Raw genomic sequence first — 23,804 nt, forward strand, 5'->3', positions numbered from 1 at the left:
CCGTGGGGGCAGACAGCCCCCTCCCCAGATTTAATCCAGCACCGCCGCGCGTTTATCAAGCATCGGCTGGGTAATCAGCACGACGCCCCCTTCGGTGCGGCGAAACCACTTTGCATCCTCGTCGGGATCTTCGCCCACGACCAAGCCTTTGGGAATTTGCACACCGCGATCAATCACGCAATGGCTGAGACGCGCATTGCGCCCGATATCGACATAAGGCAGCACAACCGCTTGATCCAGCGCTGAAAAACTATGCGCACGCACCCCTGTATACAGCAGTGAATGGCGCACCTCGGACCCTGAGACAATACAATCCCCCGAGACCAGCGAGGACACAGCAGAGCCGCGCCGCCCATCCTCGTCATGGATGAATTTCGCGGGCGGCACGATCTCGGCATAGGTCCAGATCGGCCATTCATTGTCATAAAGATCCAGCTTGGGCGTGAAATCGGTGAGATCGATATTGGCCTGCCAGAACGCATCCACTGTGCCCACATCGCGCCAATAGGGTTCCGTCTCAAGCCCCGAAGTCACGCAGCTATCGCTGAACTTATGCGCCATCGCTTTGCCATGCTTGACAATATGGGGGATCAGATCATGGCCGAAATCATGGCTGGAATTTGTGTCTTCCATATCCCGACGCAGCAAATCACGCAGGAAATCCCAGTTGAAGATATAGATCCCCATCGAGGCGAGACTGTTATCGGGATCGTCGGGCATCCCCGGCGGATTTTCCGGTTTTTCCAAAAACTCCGTTACCTGCCCGGTTTTGTCGATCGCCATCACACCAAAGGCCGTCGCCTCTTCGCGTGGCACGGTCAGACAGCCGATGGTTACATCGGCGCCAGTATCGACATGCTCGCGCAGCATAATTTCGTAATCCATCTTGTAGATATGATCACCGGCGAGGATCACGACAAATTTCACCTTGTAATCATCTATTATATCAATGTTTTGCGCCACGGCGTCGGCGGTGCCCAGATACCAGCGACTATCGGTGACGCGCTGGCTTGCGGGCAGGATATCAAGATATTCATTGCGCTCGGCGCGGAAAAAGTTCCATCCGCGCTGGACGTGGCGGATCAGCGAATGCGCCTTGTATTGCGTCGCGATTGCCATCTTGCGAATGCCGGAATTAAGCGCATTGGACAGCGCGAAATCGATGATCCGTGTCTTGCCGCCAAAATAGACCGCTGGCTTGGCGCGCCTGTCGGTCAACTCTTTCAAGCGACTCCCGCGTCCGCCCGCCAGAACAAAGGCCATCGCCTGCGCGCTCAGGCGTGTATTGGGTTGTGGTAGCATTCTCTCCCTCCCTTCAGGCGCTTAACCGGGCGTGAACATCACGACCGAGAGCGGCGGCACATAAACCTCTGCACTGTATTGACGGTTCGAATGGGGCTGTGATTGGGCCGTGATATAACCAAGATTACCCCAGTTGTCGCCGCCGTAATGGGCCGAATTGGTGTTCATGAACTCAACCCATTCGCCGCCCTGCGGCAGGCCAATGCGGTAAGTGCGATCTATCGGCGTCAGATTGGCGACGACGACAACCGGGTCCACGCCCGGCGCACGGCGTTCAAACACGAAAACCGAGTTTTCCGCGTCATCGGCTTCAATCCACGAGAACCCTTGCGGATCGCAATCGCCCCAATGCAACGCAGGCATGTCGCGATACAAGCGGTTGAGGTCGCGCACCAAATTGCGCAAACCTGCATGGCGCGGATCGTCGAGCAGATACCAGTCGAGCTCGCGCTCATGGCTCCATTCTGACCATTGGCCGAATTCTTGGCCCATGAACAACAGCTTTTTGCCCGGATGCGCCCATTGAAACGCATAGAACGCACGCAGATTGGCGTATTTCTCGGGTTCGCTTCCCGGCATTTTGCCCAGCATCGAGCCCTTGCCATGCACCACCTCGTCGTGGCTGATCGGCAGGATGAAGTTTTCGCTGTAAGTGTATGAAGACGCGAAGGTAAGTTCGTTATGGTGGAACTTGCGATGCACCGGCTCGCGCGCGAAATAGCGCAACGTGTCGTTCATCCAGCCCATGTTCCATTTGTAGCCAAAGCCAAGCCCGTCCTCATGCACCGGACGCGTGACGCCGGGAAAGGCGGTGCTTTCCTCGGCCACTGTCATGATCCCTTCCGCCCCGCCATACGACGCCGCGTTCATCGCCTTGAGAAACTCTATCGCCTCAAGATTTTCGCGCCCGCCATCCTTGTTGGGCACCCATTCACCGGGCTCGCGGGAATAATCACGATAGAGCATCGAGGCCACCGCATCCACGCGCAACCCGTCCAGGTGATATTCCTCCAGCCAGTAAAGCGCATTGGCCAGCAGATAATTAGACACCTCGCGCCGACCGTAATTGTAGATCAGCGTGTTCCAGTCCTGATGAAACCCCTCTTTCGGATCGGCATGTTCATAAAGCGCTGTGCCATCGAACTTCTGCAATCCATGTTCATCGGTCGGGAAATGGCCGGGCACCCAGTCAAGGATCACGCCCACGCCCCGGCGATGCGCGGCATCGACCAGCTCGGCGAATTCCTCGGGTCGGCCATAGCGGATCGTAGGCGCATAAAGCCCGATCGGCTGATAGCCCCACGACCCATCAAACGGAAACTCGGTGATCGGGAGCAGCTCGATATGGGTGAATCCCAAGTCGCAAACGTAATCAATCAGCTTCTCGGCCAGTTCGTGATAGCTCAGCGGCCTGCCGCCTTCATCCCAAACGCGCACCCACGACCCCAGATGGACCTCATAGATCGAGATTGGCGCGTGACGTTCCTGACGCGCGGCACGGTGTTTCAGCCATGCCCCATCTCCGAAATGGTGCAGCCCCAGCTTGCGCACGACCGAGGCCTGTGCGGGCGGATGTTCCGAGCCAAACCCAAGTGGGTCGGCTTTGAGCGGCAGCAACCGCCCGTCGCCATCAAGCAATTCGTACTTATAAAGCGCGCCTTCATGCAGACCGGGAACGAAAATTTCCCAAACCCCGGCCTTCCCCAAGCGACGCATCTGATGACGCCGACCATCCCAGAAATTGAAATCGCCCACGACGGACACGCGCCGCGCATTGGGCGCCCAAACTGCGAAATGCACGCCCTCGACACCGCTATGGGTGATCACATGCGCGCCAAGTTTCTCCCAAAGCCGCTTATGCGTGCCCTCGCCGATCAGATATTCATCCATCTCGCCCAGCACGGGCGGGAAGCTGTAGGGATCGTCGAAATCCCATATCGCTTCGTCATTGCTGGCGCGCAGCCGATAGGGGCCGTTGTCCCATTTAGCGGCGAACACTTCGGGGATGATCTTGGTCAGTTCTTGTTCGCGCTTACCCAAAGCCCAGACCCGTTTCGCGCCCGGCACAAAGGCCACCAACCGCCCCTCATGCGTCCCCAGAATTGAGAATGGATCGGGATGGAGCCCTTCGCTTAAAGCCTCGGCGGTTGCGCGATCGATCAGTGCCATGTCGCTCCTTCGCCCGGGCGCGAGGCTGCCTAGAGGGCAGATGTCGTGTCCCAGATATCCTTCATATAACCAGCAATCGCGCGGTCAGATGAAAAGAATCCCATCCGCGCCGTGTTGAGGGCGGCCATCTTCGCCCAGCTTGCGCGATCACCAAAGGCTACGTCCACCCCTTTCTGAGAGGATCGGTAGGATTCGAAGTCCGAGGCCACGAGGAAGTAGTCGCTATTCCACATATTATGAATGAGATCGTGATAGCGTTCCGGCTCATCCTCAGAGAAACGCCCCTCAGCAATGATCTGCAACACATCCTGCAAAAGCGGGCTGGCCAGAATCGCGTGGCGGGCATGTTCAGGGTCGCGGCGACGCTCCATCACCTCATCGGCAGTCAGGCCAAACAGAAAGAAATTCTCCGCCCCCACCTGTTCGCGGATTTCCACATTCGCGCCGTCCAGCGTGCCAATCGTCAACGCGCCGTTCAGTGCGAATTTCATATTCCCCGTCCCCGAGGCTTCCTTGCCCGCCGTCGAGATCTGTTCCGACAGATCCGCAGCCGGGATCAGACGTTCTGCCATCGAGACGTTGTAATTGGCCGGATAGACGATTTTCAGGCGATCCCCGATCAGCGGGTCATTGTTGATCACCTCGGCGGCATCTTTGATCAGCCGGATGATTTGCTTGGCTGCGTAATAACCCGGAGCCGCCTTGCCGCCGAAAATCTTGACGCGCGGTTGATAGTCGGTCTGAGGGTTTTCGCGCATCTCGTGCCATTCGCCGATGGTCTGCAAGATGTTCATTAACTGCCGCTTGTATTCATGCAAGCGTTTGACCTGAATGTCAAAAATCGCATCCGGGTTGACCGTGATCCCTTCGCTTTGCGCGATCCATGCGGCCAGATGTTCCTTATTGGTGCGTTTGGCGGCCATGAATTTATCAAGGAACGCGGAATCCTCGATAAAGGGTTCAAGTTCGCGCAGCCGGTCCAAGTCACCCTCCCAACCGTCGCCAATCGTGTCGATGATCAGATGCGACAGCGCGGGGTTGGCCATGCGCAGCCAGCGGCGCGGGGTAATGCCGTTGGTTTGGTTAATGATGCGCCCGGGATGCAGCTTGTTAAGCTCGGGAAACAGGTTCTTCTTGATCAACTCGGTGTGCAGTGCCGACACCCCGTTCACCTTATGCGAGGTGATAAAGGCCAGCTCGCCCATGCGCACCTCTTGGTGTTTGATGATGCCTACAAAATGCGGCCGGTTGGGGTGGTTGCGTCGATGCCAGCTGTCGATTTTTTCGATGATCTGCATATGGCGCGGCAGCACCGTGCCCATCAGATAGGTCGCCCAATGCTCCAGCGCCTCGGGCAGCAAAGTGTGGTTGGTGTAGCCCAGACATTGCACAGCCGTTTCAATAGCTTGCGTTAGCTCCATCCCATGCACATCGCTCAGCAGGCGGATCAGTTCCGGCCCGGCAATCGCGGGGTGCGTGTCATTCATCTGGATCGCGACATGTTCGGGGAGTTGTTCCAGCGACAGGCCCGCTGCAAGATGGCGGCGCAGGATGTCTTGCAGCGCGGCGGCGGTCAGGAAATATTCCTGCTTGAGGCGCAATTCCTTGCCTGCGTAGGTCGTGTCATCGGGATAAAGCACCCGGCTGAGTGTGCGCGCCAATGCCTCTGGCTCGGCGGCAGCGGCATAATCGCCATGATTGAAACGCGCCAGATCGAACATCTCGGTGGGCTTGGCAGACCACAGCCTAAGCGTGTTGGCCCATTTGCCCTCCCAGCCGATCACCGGCATGTCATAGGCCTCGGCCAGAACGGTTTCGCCGGGCACCCAATGGGGTTTACCGTCAATCGTTTCGACATAGCCTTTGAAGCCGATCTCATACGCACTTTCGGGGCGCTCGAATTCCCAAGGATGGCGCTGTTTTAGCCAATCTTCAGGCGACTCAACCTGCTGGCCGCCCTCAAAGCGCTGCTTGAACAGGCCGTGCTCATAGCGGATGCCATAGCCGTAACCCGGACAGCCAAGGCTTGCCATGCTCTCCATATAGCACGCCGCCAACCGGCCCAGCCCGCCATTGCCAAGGGCTGCATCAGGTTCGTTTTCGATGACTTCATACCAATCCAGTCCCAAGCCCTCAATCGCGCTGCGACACGTCGCGCGCAGACCCAAATTGATCGCGGCATCTTCCAGCATCCGCCCGATCAAGAACTCCATCGACAGGTAATAGACGCGCTTGCGCCCCTGTTCCCACGTCTTGCGGGTCGCGGCAAACCACGGCTCGACCACCCGGTCACGCAGCGCCAGACTCAGCGCCATACGCCAATCATAAACCGAGGCGTGTTTGTCATCCTTGCCCATCGAATAGGTGACGTGATGCAAAATCTCGTCGCGCAGTGACTCGGCGGTCGGCATTGGGGTGTCGGTCACGGGCGAAGCCTCCGAAAGCTGTGATCTCGATTGATTGATGGGCACCCGCGCCAATAAGGTCAAGCGATGGGAGAATACCCCCTCTATAACGGTTGCCGTTTGCGCTAACAAACCTAAACTTGGCCAAAGATCAGGCAAACCCGAAACGGCAGGAGCGCGATATGAACAAGGACTGGTGGCGCGGCGCGGTGATCTATCAGATTTACCCCCGCAGCTTTCAAGACGATTCAGGGGACGGGATCGGCGATCTGGCGGGCATCACGCGCCGCCTTGATCATGTCGCGAGCCTTGGCGTGGATGCGATCTGGCTGTCGCCGATCTTCACCTCGCCGATGGCCGATATGGGCTATGATGTGGCAAATTACCGCGACATTGATCCGCAATTTGGCACTTTGGCCGATTTCGACGCGCTGGTGGCGCGGGCCCATGATCTGGGGCTGAAGGTGATCATTGATCAGGTGATCTCGCATAGCTCGGATCAGCATCCGTGGTTCAAAGACTCTAAAAAGGGCAGCGCCAAGGCGGATTGGTATGTCTGGGCCGATCCCAAACCCGACGGCTCTCCGCCCAATAACTGGCAATCGGTCTTTGGCGGCTCGGCTTGGGAATATACGCCCAAACGAGGCCAGTATTACCTGCACAACTTCCTGATTTCGCAGCCCGATCTGAACCTGCACAATCCGGCGGTTCAAGATGAGTTGCTTGATGTGCTGCGCTTCTGGCTTGAACGTGGCGTCGACGGGTTCCGCCTTGATACGGTGAACTACTATTTCCACGACCCCGAGCTGCGCGACAACCCCGCCATGTCGCCCGACGTTGATCGTTGGCCGCCGCTGTCGACCTATGACATGCAAGATCACGCGTTCGACAAGAACCGCCCCGAGAATCTGGCGTTTCTGGAACGGATGCGCACGCTGATGGATGAGTTCGAGGCGCGCACGCTCGTCGGCGAGGTCGGCGAGGCCCCCCATCGCGCGCTTGGTATCATGGAGGAATACACCTCGGGCACCAAACGGCTGCACATGGCCTATAGCTTCGACATGCTGGGGCCGAAATTCACGCCCGAACATTTCCGTTCTAAGATCGAGGGGTTCTTTAACGGTGCCCCCGATGGCTGGCCAAGCTGGTCGTTTTCCAACCATGACGTGCAGCGCCATGTGACCCGCTGGGCCAAATACGGCACGCAGGACGCAGTGGCGAAACTGGCGATCTCGATGCTGGTCTCGTTCCAAGGCACGATCGGGATCTATCAGGGCGAGGAGCTGGGCCAGAGCGAGACCGAGCTGGAATATAGCGAGTTGACCGACCCGCCGGGCTTGCGGTTCTGGCCCGAAAACAAGGGCCGCGATGGGTGTCGCACGCCGATGGTGTGGGACGAAACCGCCAATGCTGGGTTTTCCACCGTCAAGCCGTGGCTGCCGGTGAAAGCGCAGCAAGCCGCACGCGCGCTCAGCCTGCAAGAGGGCGCACCTGACAGCGTGCTGGCCCATTACCGCGCCGCCATCGCGTTTCGCAAAGGCTCGGCGGCGCTGTCAAACGGGCGTAGCGTCTTTCTGGATCTGCCCGACCCGATCCTTGGCTTTACCCGCATCGCGAACGATCAAACGGTGATCTGCCTGTTCAACCTTGGCCCCGATCCGGTGACGATTGATGCCCCCGAAGGCGCACTAATCGGCCCCTCGCTAGCCGCGACACTGTCGGACGGCAGGCTGACGCTAGGGCCGAACGCCGCCGCGTGGCTTGAAAGCTGATAAACGGGGGGCGTTTGCATCGACGCCACCCCTTGCGCCCTGCCCCGTCTCGGGCCACCAAGGGGCATGACAGACTCACCCCCTGATATCCTGTGTATCGGCTCGGTCCTGTGGGACATTATCGGGCGCAGTTCGCTCCATATGCATCTTGGCTCGGACGTTCCGGGCCGGATCGAGCGCCTGCCTGGTGGTGTTGCGATGAACATCGCGATGACCCTGCGCCGCTTTGGTCTGCGCCCGGCTATTTTGACCGCGCTGGGGCGTGACAGCCAAGGCAATGACCTGATCGAAACGTCGCGGGTTCTGGGTGTGGATTGCGACTATCTTTACCGCTCTGATGACCTGCCCACCGACCGCTATATGGCGATCGAGGGGGCCAATGGGCTGATCGCGGCGATTGCGGATGCGCATAGTCTTGAGGCCGCTGGCGATAAAATCCTGACCCCGCTTTCTGATGGCCGCTTGGGATCAGCCGATGCCCCGTGGGAAGGTCCGGTCGCGCTGGATGGCAACCTCACAGAGGCGCTGTTGTCGCAAATTGCAAGCTCACCACTATTCGCGAAATCCGACCTGCGCGTCGCCCCGGCCAGCCCCGGTAAGGCCGAACGCCTGACGCCGCTTTTGGCCCATCCGCGCGCCACCCTTTACGTCAATCTCGAAGAGGCGGGCATCCTGTGCCAGCGCAATTTCAAAAGCGCGTATGAGGCCGCTCAGGGCCTGCTGGATCGTGGCGCGCGCCGCGTTCTGGTGACCGATGGCGGGCGCGCGGCAGCCGATGGCTGCGCCACTGCGGGCGATGTGATTGCCTCGGCCCCGCCTGCCGTGCTTGTGACCCGCGTGACGGGTGCAGGCGATACTTTCATGGCCGCCCATCTGGTGGCTGAACGGCGCGGCAGTGCGCGTGAGAAGGCGCTGGAACATGCGCTGATCGCCGCTGCCCGCTATGTTTCCGGAGAACTTGCCACATGACCCTGCCGCTGATCTTTGCCCCCGAAGTGCGCGCCGCACTGGATGCCGGTCATCCCGTTGTGGCTCTGGAATCCACGATCATCACCCATGGCATGCCCTATCCGCAAAACCTGCAAACCGCGCAGGCGGTTGAGGCAGAGGTGCGTGCATCGGGGGCCACGCCCGCGACCATCGCGCTGCTCGATGGCGCTATCCATATCGGGCTGGAGGCGGACATTCTGGAGCGTCTCGCCCAGACCAGCGACGCGATGAAGGTCAGCCGCGCCGATCTGGCTGTGTGTCTGGCCAAGCGTGCGACGGGCGCGACTACTGTCGCCGCCACAATGATCTGCGCCCATCTTGCGGGGATTTCGGTGTTTGCCACGGGTGGCATTGGCGGCGTGCATCGCGGCGCTGAGGACAGCTTTGACATCTCCGCCGATCTGCTGGAACTTGGCGCGACGCCGGTGACGGTTGTGGCCGCAGGGGCCAAGGCCATTCTGGATATCCCAAAAACTCTGGAAGTTCTGGAAACCCACGGTGTGCCCGTGATCGCTTATGGCCAAGACGATTTCCCTGCTTTCTGGTCGCGCAGTTCGGGCCTACTTGCCCCCCTGCGCGCCGATAGTGCTGCTGAAATCGCCGCCGCCCATCTGATGCGCGCGCGTCTTGGTTTGCCCGGCGGGCAACTGATCGCCAATCCGATCCCGACCGAGTCCGAGATCGCGCGCGAAGACATCGTGCCGGTGATCGAGGCCGCTTTAGCCGAGGCCAGCGCGCAAGGTATTGCGGCGAAATCCGTCACGCCCTTCCTGCTGTCGCGGATCTTCGAGCTGACAGATGGGCGCTCGCTGGACGCCAATATCGCCCTTGTTTTGAACAATGCCCGCTTGGGTGCGCAAATTGCGAGTGAAATAGCGCAATCAGCGGCGGGCTGACGCGCACGCCCATTGCTCTGCCCTGCGCGCGTGCATAGATAGCGTGAGACAATTTGGCGCGAGAGGCGGCTTATGAGCAAACCTGAGGATTCCCATCCCCCGCGCCGCCGATCCCGGTTTGCGGCGCTGCGCGGGTCGTTTTTCACCGGCCTGATCGTGGTTGCGCCGATTGGCCTCACGATCTGGCTGATGTGGACGATGGCAGGCTGGGTCGATGGCTGGGTCTTGCCGCTAGTCCCCCAAGAAATGCGCCCCGAGCATTACATCGGCGTAAACGTGCGCGGTATTGGCGTGCTGATCTTCCTGATCTTCACGGTGATCGTGGGCTGGCTCGCCAAGGGCTTTTTCGGGCGCACATTTCTGCGCATCGGGGAAAGTATCGTCAATCGCTTGCCCTTCGTGCGCACTGTTTACAGCGGGCTGAAACAAATCGCCGAGACGGTGCTAAGCCAATCGGAGGCAAAATTCGACCGCGCCTGTGTGATCGAGTATCCCCGCCCCGGTCTTAAGGCGATTGCCTTTGTTTCATCGACCGCCAAGGGCGAGGTGGCCGGAATGGCTGCCCCCGATGATCCGCTGATTTCAGTGTTCCTGCCGACCACGCCCAACCCGACCTCGGGTTTTTTGCTGTTCGTGCCGCAATCGCAACTGACCTATCTGGATATGTCGGTGGAAGATGCCGCCAAGCTGATCATCTCGGCTGGACTGGTCTATCCTCAGCCGAAAGACGCCAAGAAACCCAAGGACAAATCTCAGTTAAACAAAGCCTGAAGATCGGTCGAGGCAGACACCCCGATCTTGTCGGCATGTTGGCCAAGCCAGGTCTCTGCCGCCGATTGCCCGGCCTCTTTGAGACGGTTAAGCTGGCCCCATTCGGGGATGATCTTGGAGGCGGCTGAAAGCTCAGTCATGATCGTGTCATCGCCAATCATATGGATCAGCACGTCTTTCATCGCGCCCTCGGGCATCCGCCCCTCGGCCAGCAGCCGCCGCACGAAATCAACCGCGCGCAATTCGCGCAAAAGTGAGCTGTTAAAGCTGATCTCGTTGATGCGCTCTTCGATTTGGGAGGGTGTTTTGGGCACGCCGTCGCGTATCATCGGATTGACATTCACGACCACAATATCGCGTGGATAGTCGAACGAAAAGAGCGGAAAGAGCGGCGGGTTTCCGGTGAACCCACCATCCCAGAACGCCTCGCGCTTGCCAGTCTTGGGATCGTCGATTTCCACCGCGCGGAACACTTCGGGCAGGCAGGCCGAGGCAAGGATTGCATCAACCGTGATTTCCGCCCCCTCAAATACGCGCACCTTTCCCGTGCGCACATTGGTGGCAGCAACATAAAGAGCAGGTCCAGCCTGTGCACAGACATGCTTATAGTCGAATTTCTCGACCACAGAGCGCAGCGGATTGACGTAGAACGGCCCGGTATCATAGGGCGAAAACACCCGCGAAACGTTGTCGAGAAGCGCTGCGGGCGTGAAGGACTCGAACCATCGCAACAGCGCCTGCGTTCCAGGCATTTGCGCCGGGAAATAGCGCCCGATCCGCAAATCGGCACTTTCAGAAACCTGCCCCCAAAGCTCATCCAGCGCCGCGCGCGCGCCCTCTCGCCCGTTGCGCACCAGCCCCGCCTTGAACGCCGCGCCGTTCAATGCACCCGCCGACGTGCCCGAGATGGCGCGAAATTCCAGCCATTCCTCATCCAGAAGGCGGTCCAACACGCCCCAGGTGAACGCCCCATGCGCGCCACCGCCCTGCAGCGCTAGGTTGACGGATTTGCTTTTCATCTGTGGGCAACTCCTAGCTTGGCGGACATAGCTGGCAAGGGGCGCGCGGCCCCCTGCCCGCTTCGATTACAGTGCGGTCCAGCCACCATCGATCGAGATCGTGGTGCCGGTGATTTGCGCTGCCGCATCAGAACACAGGAACACCGCCGTGCCGCCCACCTGCTCGGTCGTGGCGAACTGCTTGGAAGGTTGGCGCGCAAGGATCACCTGTTCGATCACCTCTTGCTCGGTCATGTTATATTCCTTGGCCGTGTCGGGAATCTGCGCCTCAACCAGCGGGGTTTTCACATAGCCCGGGCAAATCGCATTCGCGGTGATGTCTTCCTTGGCCGTTTCCAGCGCCGTGACCTTGGTAAAGCCGACAACGCCGTGCTTGGCCGACACATAGGCCGATTTATAGGGCGAGGCCGTCAGACCATGCGCCGAGGCGATGTTCACCACCCGACCCCAGCCCGCCTTGCGCATCATCGGCAGCGCGACGGCGGTGGTGTGAAAAGCCGAAGTCAGCATGATCGCGATGATGCGATCCCACGTCTCGACTGGGAAGGACTCGATCGGAGCGACGTGCTGGATGCCGGCATTGTTAACCAAAATATCGCACTGACCCGCCTGCTCGATCAAGGCGCGCGCCTGCTCGCCATTGGACAGATCAGCCTGAATATAGCGCGCCGTGACGCCGAATTCCGCACCCAGATCAGCGGCGAGTTTGTGATCCTCCGCGCGATCCGTGAACGAATTGAGCACCACATCTGCACCTGCGCGCGCGAGTTCCCGCGCGACCCCAAGCCCGATTCCCGAATTCGACCCCGTGATGACGGCGGTTTTTCCCTGAAGCGACATATTCCCTCCTGCGTGGTGATTCCGATTGCGCCGCGATCATGGCGCGCCCGGCGGGCGAATACCATGCTGCACGCGCAAAAGGTCGTGATCGCGGCAGTGCGGCATTGCGATGTTTGGGGGAATGATAAAAAAAACGCCCGCACAAGGCGGGCGTCAAGTCATGAGGCAGGTTTCATACAGGCAAGAAACCTATCGAGCAGTGAGTCTCTTATAAGCAATGCAGCGCCTCTCTCCAAGGGAAAAGTTTGCGCCCTTTCAATCGTCTCGCTAGCTTGGCGCTATAAAATACGGGCAGAAGAGGGATTGTTGCGATGCCGAGATCGGTGTTTTTCCGTGCTTTGGGCGTGCTGGCCTTGGGGTTGAGCCCAATCCTTGCGCAAAATGCAGTTGCTGAGTCGCAAGATGCGATTGCGATGTATGGCGCACCGGCCCTTGCGCCGGGATTTGACCATTTGCCCTACGCCAACCCCGATGCGCCCAAAGGCGGTGCCTACCGATTCGGGGTCGCGGGCAGTTTTGATTCGCTTAACCCCTGGATACTGAACGGTCGCCCCGCCGAGGGAATCGCAAATTATGTCAGCGAATCGCTAATGGGACGTTCGATGGATGAACCCTTCACGCTCTATGGGTTGCTCGCGCAGTCGATCAAAACCGATGAGGCGCGTTCGTGGGTCGAATTCACCCTGCGCCCCGAGGCAAAATTTTCCGACGGTAACCCGGTCACCATCGCGGATGTCATGTGGAGCTATGAGACGCTCGGCACGCAAGGCCATCCGCGCTATCAAAACGCGTGGTCGAAAATTGCCAAGATGGAGCAGACCGGCCCGCGCGCGGTGAAGTTCACCTTCAAAGCGCCCGATCGCGAATTGGCCTTGTTGATGGGGATGCGCCCAGTGCTGGAGAAAGCGCAATGGGAGGGGCATGATTTTGCCAACACCACCACGCTCGCGCCGATTGGATCAGGGCCTTATGTGATCGAAAAGGTCGATCAGGGGAAATACATCACGCTCAGGCGCAATCCCGACTATTGGGGCCGCGATCTGGGGTTCAACAAGGGGCGCAATAATTTCGACACGCTGCGCTATGACTATTTTGGCGATGGCGGCGTGGTGTTCGAGGCCTTCAAGGGCGGCGCGACCGATAGCTATATTGAGGGCAGCGCCGCCGATTGGGCGCGCAATTACGACTTTCCCGCGATGACCTCGGGTCAGGTCGTGAAATCGGAGATCCCAAACGGTCGCCCCTCGGGGATCAAGGGCTTGGTGATGAACACCCGCAACCCGTTTTTTGCCGATTGGCGGGTGCGACAGGCGCTGATTGATGCGTTCAATTTCGAGTTTATCAACAAGACGATCAATGGTGGGGCCGAGCCGCGTATTACGTCCTATTTCTCAAATTCCGAACTCGGCATGAGCCATGACGCAGCCAGCGGCAAGGTTCTTGATCTGCTCGCGCCGTTCAAAGATCAGCTGCTGCCCGGCGTCATCGCGGGCTATTCCCTGCCCCAAAGCGATGGCAGCACGCGCAACCGCAAAAACATGCGCGCGGCGGCAAAGCTGCTTAATGAGGCGGGCTGGCAGGTGGATGATGCGGGCGTTTTGCGCAAGGACGGGCAGCCCTTCACCTTTGAAATCGTGCTGCAACAAGGCGCAGCGCAACAGCAAAGCATCGTCGATATCTACACCCAATCGCTGAAACGCCTTGGGATACTTGCGAAGGTTACGGTGATTGATGATGCGCAATATACCCAGCGCACCAATGCCTATGACTTTGATATGGCGTGGTATTGGCGCGCGCTGTCGCTGTCTCCGGGCAATGAGCAAATGCTGTATTGGGGTCACAAGGGCGTCACCGAACAAGGCACGCGTAACTGGATGGGGATGAATTCACCCGCTGCCGAGGCGATGATCGACACGATGGTAAATGCGCGTAGCCACGAGGATTTCGTCGCCGCCACCCGCGCGCTTGATCGCATCCTCACGGCGGGGCGTTACGTGATCCCGATCTGGTATGCGCCCAAAGATCGCATTGCCCATATCAAGGCGCTTCACTACCCAGATGAAACTCCGTTATACGGGGCGTGGCCGGGTTTTGCGCCCGATGTTTGGTGGTATGACGACAAATCGTGAGAACAGGAGTAAGACGATGCAAAAGCTGATCCTTCTGGCCGCGCTGGCTGCGGCGTTGGCAGGGTGCAATACGGTTGCGGGCGTCGGAGATGACCTTTCCGGCGGTGCACGTCAGGTGCAGGGCTGGCTATAGGCCGCTGCGGGGGCTGACATTGCCGTGACGCAACTCTTTCACCATGAGATTCCTTTTGCCTTGAAACTCTAGGCGCGCGATCCTTCTTTGATAAAGGAGCCGCGTCGGGCGCTGCACGAATACGAGGAGAGCAGACTATGAAATGGCATCACATCGAGGAAAACTGGGCGGCCTTTTACGAAGCGATTATGGATCGCTGGCCCGAGGCGGAGGAATCCGAACTTGATGAAATCGACGGCGACCAACGCGCCTTCCTGCGCTACATTGCCAAGCTGACCGAGCAAGAACCCGTCGAGGCCCGCGAAGAGGTGGTCGAATGGCTGCGCGGTGAATTGCCCTCGGATGTGGTGATGGACCCGGCCCATGATAGCCACTCGATTTCGCTTTCGGGGAAATACATACCCGAAGGCGAAGATGAATCCGATGATGACAAGCGCTTTGGCGACGATTGAGCCCTGTCAGGGCGCACGGCCCCAGCCCTTCGCGATAGGTGCAGAATGTGGAGCGGGCGATTTCGCGCTTGTCTGATATCGGCGCGCGCCCTAGCTAGGCGTTATGAAATCTGAAGTTTACTCTGATCCTTTGGCCCCACCTCCGGCGGCGTTCAACATGGCCGCGCATGTTTTGGCCGCTGGCGCGCGTGTGCCTGACAAACTGGCGATGCAGATCGTCGGGCCGTCGGATGCGCAAAGCTGGTCTTATGCGCGCCTCATCGCGGCGGTGCGCGGGGCTGGCACGATCTTTTTGCAAGCTGGGTTGGAGCCCGGTGATCGGGTGCTGTTGCGCCTGGGAAACGGGCCAGAATTTCCGGTGGCATTTCTGGGCGCGATCGCAGCGGGTCTGGTGCCGGTGCCAAGTTCCGCGCAACTGACCGAACCCGAGATCACCAAGCTCGCACGCGATCTGGACCCGGCGGCGGTGATTGCCTCGAATGGGGTGGCGCTGCCAGATCACCCTGCGCAGGTGATTGACGCGCAGGCACTAAGCCATGCGCCCGACGCCCCGCCTTGCGACTTTGCGATGGGTGATCCGAACCGGCTTGCCTATATGATCTTCACCTCGGGCACAGGTGGCCAGGCGCGCGCGGTCATGCATGCCCATCGCGTCATCTGGGCGCGCCAGATGATGTATGAGGGCTGGTATAGTTTGGGTGAAACCGACCGGCTGATGCATGCAGGAGCCTTCAACTGGACCTATACGCTGGGCACCGGCCTGATGGACCCTTGGACAGTGGGCGCGACCGCGTTGATCCCAGCTGATGGCGTGGAGCCGCGCAGCTTACCGCAGTTGATGAAACGCTTTGATGCAACCATCTTCGCCGCTGCGCCAGGGATTTATCGTCAGATCCTGAAGCATCACGACCACCTCGATTTGCCACATCTGCGTCACTGCTTGAGCGCGGGTGAGGCTTTGCCCGACGCGCTGCGTGCCGCGTGGAACGTCGCCAGTGGCACCAAGATTTACGAGGCGTTGGGCATGTCGGAATGTTCGACCTTTATCTCGGGCAGCCCCGCGCGCCCTGCCCCGCGTGGCACGACCGGCTATGCCCAGGCCGGTCGCCATATTGCAGTGCTTGATAGCGCCGGTCAGCCTGTGGCGCGCACCACCCCCGGCACACTTGCGATTCACATATCTGATCCGGGGCTTTACTTGGGCTATTGGAATGCACCGGAAGAAAGCGCTGCGCGGCGCATGGGCGACTGGTTTTTAACTGGTGACACGGTGGCGATGGCCGAGGACGGCGCAATCACCTATTTGGGGCGTGGCTATGATATGCTCAATGCGGGCGGGTTTCGCGTCTCGCCCCTTGAGATTGAAGCTGTCATGGCCGAGTGCCCCGGCGCTGGCGAGGTTGCCGCCGTCGAGATCGCGGTCAAGCAAGATGTCAGCGTGATTGCCTTGGCCTACACGGGCAATGCGACGCCCGAAGATCTTGCCGCCTATAGTGAAACGCGTCTGGCACGCTACAAGCAGCCCCGGCTGTTTCGCCATTTCGCCACATTGCCTCGCAATCGCAACGCCAAATTGCTGCGCAAAGAGATCCGCGCCAACTGGAGCAAGGAACGCCCCCATGATCCCGCTTGATATCTTTGCTGATCCTGTTTGCCCGTGGTGTTTGATTGGTAAGGCGCGGCTGGATAACGCACTGGCGGCGCGCCCCGCGCATCCCTTTGTGATCAGCTGGCAGCCGTTTCAATTGAACCCGACCATGCCGCTTGAGGGCATGTCGCGCGCCGATTATCTACAGGCGAAATTCGGTCAGGACGGTGCGGTCAAAATGCATGTGCAATTGCTAGAAATCGCGCAGGCCGAGGGGATTGATTTCCACCCCGAGCGCGTCACCCATCAGCCCAACACGCGCGACGCGCATCGCCTACTTTACTGGGCGGGGATTGAGCATGCGCAGGGCGCGGTGATGGATGCGCTACTGAGCGCGCATTGGCGCGAGGGACGCGACATTTCCGATGCCGCGACGCTGAGCGAGATCGCGCGCGCGGCGCGAATGGACGGCGATTTGACCGCGCGGTTGCTGGCCTCGGATGCCGATATCGATACGCTCGCCACCAAGGAAACCCATGCGCGCCAACGCGGGATCACTGCAGTGCCGACCTTTATCGTCGCCGAGCGCCATGTCGTGTCGGGCGCGCAGCCAACGGATCTGTGGATCAAGGTCATTGACGAGCTCAGCAGCGCTCCGCCCGAGGCCACACAGCATTAACACACCTCCGCGTGAGCGCACAGATGGGTGCGCGCACCGCCCTCTGGTGTTTGACGTATAACGCTGTATTTTGTTTTCTCTTATCCTTTATGCAAAGCCCGTATTACATGACACAAACGTCCAGCGCGCCGACTGCGCGCTCTCCATTGTCGCTGCCGGAATTGACGGTAATGCTGGCTTCGCTCACCGCGACGGTGGCGTTTTCCATCGATGCGATGATGCCCGCCCTGCCCCAGATCGCCACCGAGCTAAGCCCCGATGCGATCAACCGCGCGCAGCTTGTGCTGACGTCATTCGTGCTGGGCATGGGGGTCGGCACGCTGTTTGCCGGGCCGATTTCAGATGCGATCGGGCGCAAGCTTACGATTGCGGGCGGCATTGCGATTTACATCGTAGGAGCGTTGATGGCGGTGCATGCGCAATCGCTTGAGGCGTTGCTGATCGCGCGTGTGGTGCAAGGGGTTGGGGCCTCGGCCCCCCGGATCACAGTGATGGCGTTGGTGCGCGATTTGTTTGCGGGGCGCGAAATGGCGCGGGTGACCTCGTTCATCATGATGATTTTCATTCTAGTGCCTGCGGTCGCGCCCTCGGTCGGGGCGATGATCATTTCGTTTTCCGGCTGGCGCGGCGTGTTTTGGGCCTTCATCGTGTTCGGCTTGGTTGGCGTAAGCTGGCTTTGGCTGCGCCAACCCGAGACATTGGCCCCTGAAAATCGGCGTCCGCTAAGCGTAGCAAAGCTGAGTGCTGCCGCGCGCGAGGTGCTCGCCCATTATGAGGTGCGCATCTATATCGTGACCATCACGTTGGGTTTCGGGCAGATGTTCGCGCTGCTCTCGTCATCCCAACAGCTTTATGCCGCGCATGGTGTGACCGACACCTTCCCGATGTGGTTCGCCGCAGGGGCGTTGCTGGCGGGCACGGGATCAGTGTTCAACGCGCGCTATGTTATGCGGCTGGGCATGCGCAAGATCGTCAAAGCCAGCTATATCATGCAGATCATCGTCTCAAGCGTGATGCTGGTGTTGGTGCTGACTGGAGCCACTGCGGGTGCGTCGGGCCTGCCGTTGATCTTTATCTACACGGTCAGCGTGTTCTGGATGGCGGGCGTGACCTTTGGTAATCTCAACGCGCTGGCACTGGAGCATATGGGCCATATTGCGGGCATGGCGGCCTCGATTGTCACGGCGATTTCAACGGTGGGGGCTGTGTTGATCGCGGCACCGGTGGGGCAGTTGTTTAATGGTACGGCGCTGCCGATTGTGATTGCGACGCTCACCTGTTCCAGCCTTGCGTGGTGGCTGATCCGCAAGACGCAAACCAACTGACGGGCGCGCTTTGGGCTGGGGTTGAGATGCCTCCGGCGGGAGTATTTCTGGCTAGATGAAAGGCGCTTAGCCCTTTTTCTTCTCGAATTGGATGACCTTTTCGGCCAAATCGCGGGCAATCGCGAAGGCGCCTTTGATCTTGTCCTTGTCCGATTTCCAGTCGCGCCGGATCACCAGCTTGTTGTCTTTAACCTTTGCCAGATCGCGCTGCGCGGTGAGGTAATCCACCAGCCCGGCGGGGTCTGGGAATTTGTCATTGTGAAATTGCACCGTCGCGCCCTTGGGGCCAGCGTCCAGCTTGGCAATTTGGGCGCGTTTGCACATCGCCTTGATGCGCATCACCAGAAGCAGCGTGTTGACCTCTTTGGGCAGCGTGCCGAAACGGTCGATCAACTCGGCTGCGAACCCTTCGAGTTCGACCTTGGTGGTCAGGCTGGACAGGCGACGATACAGGCCAAGGCGAATGTCGAGATCGGGGATGTAACTGTCGGGGATCATCACCGGCACGCCAAGATTGATTTGCGGCGACCAATCGCCATCGCCGGTCTCGGTCAGCTCGCCCGATTTCAGCTTGGCAATCGTTTCCTCCAGCATCGCCTGATACAGTTCGTAGCCGACTTCCTTGATATGGCCCGATTGCTCCTCGCCCAGCAGGTTGCCCGCGCCGCGCAGATCAAGGTCTTGCGCCGCCAGATTGAACCCCGCGCCAAGGCTGTCGAGTGAGCCGAGCAACCGCAGCCGCTTTTGTGCCTGAGGCGTCAGCGGGCTGCGCGGTTTTGTTGTGAGATAGCAATAGGCCCGTGTCTTGGCACGCCCGACGCGGCCGCGGATCTGGTAAAGCTGGCTCAGGCCGAACATATCGGCGCGGTGCACGATCATCGTGTTGGCGGTCGGGATGTCGAGGCCGCTTTCGACGATGGTCGTGGCCAGCAGCACATCATATTGTCCGTCGTAAAACGCATTCATCCGGTCGTCCAAATCACCCGCCGCAAGCTGCCCGTGCGCGACGAGATATTTCACCTCGGGGATGTGGGTTTTTAGGAAATCCTCAATTTCAGGAAGATCGGAAATCCGGGGAACGACGTAAAAACTTTGCCCGCCGCGATAATGTTCACGCAGCAAGGCCTCGCGTAGCGTCACGGTGTCGAACTCGGAGATGTAGGTGCGGATCGCGAGGCGGTCGACGGGCGGGGTGCCAATGATCGACAGGTCACGCACGCCCGTCAGGCTAAGCTGCAAGGTGCGTGGAATCGGCGTTGCGGTCAGCGTCAATACATGGATCTCCGAGCGCATGTCTTTCAGACGCTCTTTGTGCTGAACGCCGAAATGTTGTTCCTCGTCGATGACTAACAGTCCAAGGTTGTGAAATTTCACCGATTTTGCCAGCACCGCATGGGTGCCAATCACGATATCAATGCTGCCATCTGCCAAGCCTTGACGCGTGGCTGCCGCAGCCTTGGCCGACACGAAACGTGACAAGGGGCGCACCGTAAGCGCGGTGGCACGAAAGCGTTCAGCGAAGGTTTTGTAGTGCTGACGTGCCAGCAAGGTTGTCGGGGCAATCACTGCGACTTGCATGCCCGATTGCGCCGCGACAAAGGCCGCGCGCATCGCGACCTCGGTCTTGCCAAAGCCGACATCGCCCACGATCAGGCGATCCATCGGGCGGCCCGATTTCAGATCTTCAATCACATCCTCAATGGCCGACATTTGATCGTCGGTTTCGGTATAAGGGAAACGCGCGGCGAAGGCCTCCCATTCATGATGGGGCACCTCAAGGATGGGCGCTACGCGCAAATGGCGTTCGGCAGCGATACGCATCAGCTTGTCCGCTATCAGACGGATGCGTTCTTTAAGCTTGGCCTTTTTCGCCTGCCACGCGCCGCCGCCAAGACGGTCCAGCAACCCCTCTTCATGGCCATAACGGCTGAGCAGTTCGATATTCTCGACGGGCAGATACAGCCGGTCGCCGCCCGCATATTCCAGCAGCACGCAATCATGGGGCGCGCCAAGGGCGTGCACGGTTTCCAGCCCCTTATAGCGCCCGACCCCGTGATCGACATGCACCACCAGATCGCCGGGGCTGAGCGTGCCATGTTCGGTGAGGAAATTCTCAGCCTTGCGCTTGCGATGCGGCTTGCTGACAAGGCGCTCGCCCAGAACGTCTTGCTCAGAAATCACTGTCAGAGGACGGTCCTCGAAGGGCGCTTCGAACCCTTCATCAAGCGGCCAAACCGTCAGGTTCACGCCATCGCCAATGTTACGGGCGTCGCTGATGAGCTTGGCCCCGGCGAGACCCTCGTCTTCCATCAATCCCTTCAGGCGTTCGCGCGCGCCTTCGGACCAAGACGCGATCACCACCGGACCGCGCGTCATGCGCGCTTGAACATGGTCCTTCAGTGCGCTGAAAAGGCTCAGGTTTTCGACTTGCCGCTCGGGAGCAAAATTGCGCCCGAGCCGCCCGCCTGCATCTAGCACACCGGGACCGGGCGGGGCCGAGATCACCTGCAAGCGCAGCACGCGGCGCGGCGCAAGCGTGGCCTCCCATCCGTCGGGGTCGAGATAGAGCAACTTGGGCGGTGCGGGCTTATAAACGGAATCCAAACGGTCGCGGCGCGTCATCGCCTCGCGGCGCGTGTCATACTGATCCGCGATCCCCTCCCAGCGACTGGTTTGCGCGGGGCCGGTCTGATCATCGAGCATCACCGAGGCCTCGGGCAGATAGTCAAACAGGGTTTCCAGACGGTCATGGAAGAATCCCAGCCAATGCTCCATCCCTGCCTGTTTGCGCCCTGCCGAAACCGCTTCGTAAAGCGGATCATCCGCCCCGCCTGCACCAAATTCGACGCGGTAGTTTTGGCGGAACCGCGCGATGGAGGGCTCGTCGAGGATCACCTCGCTGACCGGCGCCAGTTCGATACCGGGCAACTTTTGTGTGGTGCGCTGGCTGACGGGATCAAAGCCGCGCGCATCGTCAAGCACATCGCCAAACAGATCGAGGCGCACTGGTCCGCCATCACCGGGGGGGAAGATGTCGATGATGCCCCCACGCAGCGCGTAATCGCCGGGCTCAGATACGGTGGAGGATTGCGAAAACCCCATGCGAACGAGGAAGTTCCGCAGCGCCGCCTCGTCGATGCGCTGACCGACGCGGGCACTGAAACTCGCCCCTTGCAGCACTTCACGCGCAGGCACGCGCTGCATAGCCGCCGATAGGGTGGTGAGCAAAACAAAGGGACCGGGAACGCCCGCGCCGAGTGCTGCGAGCGTCGCCATGCGCGTGGCCGACACGTCAGGATTTGGCGAGACGCGGTCATAGGGCAGACAATCCCAAGCCGGGAAATCCAGCACCACCGTGTCGGGCGCGAAAAACGCCAAAGCCGCGCGCATTGCAGCCAATCGGCGATCATCGCGTGCGACATGAATGACCGGGCGACCCTTGCCCAGCTCGCGCGCAATCAGCGCGGCGTCATAGCCCTCAGGGGCGCCCGAAAGTGTAAATTGCTCCATAGCCTAGCGAGGTATCCGCCCTGTCTTGCGTGTCAAGGGCGCTCAGAAGAACAGCGAGGAGAAACGCAGGTTCTGAAACATCCCCCAAAACGAGGTAAAGATGATCGACGCAACCCCGATTGCCTGCACCCAAACGCGATGACGAGACAGCGCGTGGATCACCATTTCGGGCGATTTCTCGACGTCGGGTTGCGTGCAAAGCCGATGTGACAGGCTGACGCTTAGCGCAAACACCCCACTCAGCGGCAGCGCGAATAAGAACACGGCTTGAGAAATTTCTGCGCCGTAGAAAAACCCGCTAATGGCAAGAAAACTAAGTATAAAGGGGAGTATGATCGAAATGGCAACGCCCGCATCCGCCCATATCCCGTCCAACCTGCGCGCGTTGATGAACGTGATTTCAACCAGATCGGTCGCAGCCAGCCCGCCCCTACGTCGCGCACGCCCCACCATGTCCCATGGAACCCCCATCACCCAATGCGAGGCCGAAGACCACACCACAGCCAAGGCTATCCAATACCACATATTGGAAAAACTACGCAGATCAATGAGATGGACGATAACTTGGAAGATGTCCACGCGTGCCTCTTTATTGCTTATTCGCCCCGTCTGGCCTGTCTAGACCAGCCGCGCGCCGAGAAAAAGATCCAAAGCCACGCTGACGGGCCTGTGTTGCGCGCGTGCTTGATTGCGCGCGCAATCCGTGGCACCCCAACACAGCTACCGACCGGAGCCCAAACTGGAGCCCAAAATGACGCCGATCCTACCGCCCTTCCCCCATTCCCGCCTGCGCCGTATGCGCCGCACCACTGCTTTGCGCGATCTTGCGCAAGAAAACCGCTTGAGCGTGAAAGACCTGATCTGGCCGATCTTTATCACCGATGTGGCGGGCGCCGATGTCGAAGTGCCCTCAATGCCTGGCGTGTTTCGTCATACGCTTGAGGGGGCCGTGCGCGCCGCGCAAGAGGCGGCCAGCCTTGGTATCCCCGCGATTTGCCTGTTTCCCTATACCGATCCGGCCGTTAAAACCGAGGCCTGCGAAGAGGCATGGAACGCCGAAAACATCACCAACCGCGTGATCCGCGCGATCAAGGCAGCGGTGCCCGAGATCGCGATCATGACCGATATCGCGCTTGATCCTTATAACGCGAACGGCCATGACGGACTGGTGCGCAACGGCGAGATCATCAATGACGAAACCGTTGAATGCCTTGTGAAAATGGCGGTCGCGCAGGCCGATGCGGGGGCCGATATTCTGGGGCCATCTGACATGATGGACGGGCGAATTGGCGCGATGCGCACAGCGCTTGAGGCCAAGGGTCATCGCAACGTCACCATCCTGTCTTATGCGGCGAAATATGCCAGCGGGTTTTACGGCCCGTTTCGCGATGCGGTCGGGGCAACTGGTGCGCTGCAGGGCGACAAGAAAACCTATCAGATGAACCCCGCCAATTCAGACGAGGCGATCCGGCTGGTCGCGCGCGATCTGGCTGAGGGGGCCGATATGGTGATGGTCAAGCCCGGCATGCCCTATCTCGACATCTGTCGCCGCGTGAAAGACCAATTCGGCGTGCCGACCTATGCCTATCAAGTGTCGGGTGAATATGCGATGGCGATGGCGGCGGTGCAAAATGGCTGGCTCGATCATGATCAGGTGATGATGGAAAGCCTGATGTCGTTTCGTCGTGCGGGCTGTGACGGGGTGCTGACCTATTTCGCGCCCAAGGCTGCAAAACTCTTGGCGGGGCGCTAGGCAGGGTTTCGCCACAACACCGTGAAATGGCTCAAGAAGAAGTGACAGCGCGGGTTCCATACGCTATACAT

The 23,804-nt window shown here is 59.7% G+C and carries 18 protein-coding genes; 11 read left to right on the plus strand and 7 right to left on the minus strand.

Translation table 11 applies throughout. The features are described 5' to 3' along the window. Nucleotides 1-30 precede the first annotated feature (30 nt). From glgC to ACN0SD_RS08345, 3 genes are read right to left on the minus strand one after another with little or no spacing between them, the layout of a single operon-like run. On the minus strand, nt 31-1,302 hold the full coding sequence (glgC, locus tag ACN0SD_RS08335; protein ID WP_417807767.1) for a glucose-1-phosphate adenylyltransferase: 1,272 nt from the start codon (nt 1,300-1,302) through the stop codon (nt 31-33). A gap of 21 nt (nt 1,303-1,323) precedes the next feature. Beyond that, a complete protein-coding gene (gene glgB, locus ACN0SD_RS08340; RefSeq protein WP_417807768.1) occupies nt 1,324-3,471 on the minus strand; it encodes a 1,4-alpha-glucan branching protein GlgB in 2,148 nt (715 codons plus the stop codon). Nucleotides 3,472-3,500: 29 nt separating this feature from the next. Continuing rightward, a complete protein-coding gene (locus ACN0SD_RS08345) occupies nt 3,501-5,882 on the minus strand; it encodes a glycogen/starch/alpha-glucan phosphorylase (RefSeq protein ID WP_417807821.1) in 2,382 nt (793 codons plus the stop codon). A gap of 176 nt (nt 5,883-6,058) precedes the next feature. On the opposite strand from ACN0SD_RS08345, the gene ACN0SD_RS08350 reads away from it, so the two are divergent. The 4 genes from ACN0SD_RS08350 to ACN0SD_RS08365 all read left to right on the plus strand — a co-directional run bounded on the left by ACN0SD_RS08350 (nt 6,059) and on the right by ACN0SD_RS08365 (nt 10,305). Next, nucleotides 6,059-7,648 (plus strand): alpha-glucosidase, encoded by a 1,590-nt coding sequence (locus ACN0SD_RS08350; protein WP_417807769.1) that lies wholly within the window; start codon nt 6,059-6,061, stop codon nt 7,646-7,648. Nucleotides 7,649-7,714: 66 nt separating this feature from the next. After that, a complete protein-coding gene (locus tag ACN0SD_RS08355) occupies nt 7,715-8,617 on the plus strand; it encodes a PfkB family carbohydrate kinase (RefSeq protein ID WP_417807770.1) in 903 nt (300 codons plus the stop codon). Further along, nucleotides 8,614-9,534 (plus strand): pseudouridine-5'-phosphate glycosidase, encoded by a 921-nt coding sequence (locus tag ACN0SD_RS08360; RefSeq protein WP_417807771.1) that lies wholly within the window; start codon nt 8,614-8,616, stop codon nt 9,532-9,534. The genes ACN0SD_RS08355 and ACN0SD_RS08360 overlap by 4 nt, the downstream gene beginning before the upstream one ends. Before the next feature lie 72 nt (nt 9,535-9,606). Then, complete coding sequence (locus ACN0SD_RS08365; protein WP_417807772.1) at nt 9,607-10,305, plus strand: DUF502 domain-containing protein; 699 nt, start codon at nt 9,607-9,609, stop codon at nt 10,303-10,305. Here ACN0SD_RS08365 and ACN0SD_RS08370 read toward each other — a convergent pair. Both ACN0SD_RS08370 and ACN0SD_RS08375 read right to left on the minus strand, forming a co-directional pair. Further along, a complete protein-coding gene (locus ACN0SD_RS08370; protein WP_417807773.1) occupies nt 10,287-11,324 on the minus strand; it encodes a patatin-like phospholipase family protein in 1,038 nt (345 codons plus the stop codon). The genes ACN0SD_RS08365 and ACN0SD_RS08370 overlap by 19 nt on opposite strands. Before the next feature lie 66 nt (nt 11,325-11,390). Continuing rightward, nucleotides 11,391-12,164: a 3-hydroxybutyrate dehydrogenase gene (locus ACN0SD_RS08375; RefSeq protein ID WP_417807774.1), complete on the minus strand. Its 774-nt coding sequence runs from the start codon at nt 12,162-12,164 to the stop codon at nt 11,391-11,393. Nucleotides 12,165-12,475: 311 nt separating this feature from the next. Here ACN0SD_RS08375 and ACN0SD_RS08380 point away from each other — a divergent pair, with 311 nt between their 5' ends. The 6 genes from ACN0SD_RS08380 to ACN0SD_RS08405 all read left to right on the plus strand — a co-directional run bounded on the left by ACN0SD_RS08380 (nt 12,476) and on the right by ACN0SD_RS08405 (nt 18,470). Continuing rightward, nucleotides 12,476-14,293 (plus strand): extracellular solute-binding protein, encoded by a 1,818-nt coding sequence (locus ACN0SD_RS08380; RefSeq protein WP_417807775.1) that lies wholly within the window; start codon nt 12,476-12,478, stop codon nt 14,291-14,293. Between the two features lie 16 nt (nt 14,294-14,309). Continuing rightward, nucleotides 14,310-14,426, plus strand: a complete 117-nt coding sequence (locus ACN0SD_RS08385) for a lipoprotein (protein WP_417807776.1) — start codon at nt 14,310-14,312, stop codon at nt 14,424-14,426. 137 nt (nt 14,427-14,563) lie between these two features. Then, nucleotides 14,564-14,878 (plus strand): hypothetical protein, encoded by a 315-nt coding sequence (locus ACN0SD_RS08390; RefSeq protein WP_417807777.1) that lies wholly within the window; start codon nt 14,564-14,566, stop codon nt 14,876-14,878. Between the two features lie 103 nt (nt 14,879-14,981). Then, a complete protein-coding gene (locus tag ACN0SD_RS08395) occupies nt 14,982-16,511 on the plus strand; it encodes a class I adenylate-forming enzyme family protein (protein WP_417807778.1) in 1,530 nt (509 codons plus the stop codon). Next, nucleotides 16,498-17,145 carry a DsbA family oxidoreductase gene (locus tag ACN0SD_RS08400; protein WP_417807779.1) on the plus strand — a complete coding sequence of 216 codons (648 nt, stop codon included), beginning with the start codon at nt 16,498-16,500 and terminating at the stop codon, nt 17,143-17,145. The genes ACN0SD_RS08395 and ACN0SD_RS08400 overlap by 14 nt, the downstream gene beginning before the upstream one ends. A gap of 107 nt (nt 17,146-17,252) precedes the next feature. Continuing rightward, the gene (locus tag ACN0SD_RS08405; protein WP_417807780.1) at nt 17,253-18,470 is read left to right on the plus strand and encodes a multidrug effflux MFS transporter; all 1,218 of its coding nucleotides are present in this window, start codon (nt 17,253-17,255) and stop codon (nt 18,468-18,470) included. A 66-nt stretch (nt 18,471-18,536) separates the two neighbouring features. Here ACN0SD_RS08405 and mfd read toward each other — a convergent pair whose 3' ends face one another. Both mfd and ACN0SD_RS08415 read right to left on the minus strand, forming a co-directional pair. Then, nucleotides 18,537-21,980 carry a transcription-repair coupling factor gene (gene mfd / locus ACN0SD_RS08410; RefSeq protein ID WP_417807781.1) on the minus strand — a complete coding sequence of 1,148 codons (3,444 nt, stop codon included), beginning with the start codon at nt 21,978-21,980 and terminating at the stop codon, nt 18,537-18,539. A 42-nt stretch (nt 21,981-22,022) separates the two neighbouring features. Then, on the minus strand, nt 22,023-22,559 hold the full coding sequence (locus ACN0SD_RS08415) for a component of SufBCD complex (RefSeq protein WP_417807782.1): 537 nt from the start codon (nt 22,557-22,559) through the stop codon (nt 22,023-22,025). Nucleotides 22,560-22,731: 172 nt separating this feature from the next. Here ACN0SD_RS08415 and hemB point away from each other — a divergent pair, with 172 nt between their 5' ends. After that, on the plus strand, nt 22,732-23,733 hold the full coding sequence (gene hemB, locus ACN0SD_RS08420; protein WP_417807783.1) for a porphobilinogen synthase: 1,002 nt from the start codon (nt 22,732-22,734) through the stop codon (nt 23,731-23,733). The last annotated feature ends 71 nt before the right edge of the window (nt 23,734-23,804 follow it).

The organism is Thioclava sp. (genome assembly GCF_048263065.1).
Lineage (GTDB): Bacteria > Pseudomonadota > Alphaproteobacteria > Rhodobacterales > Rhodobacteraceae > Thioclava.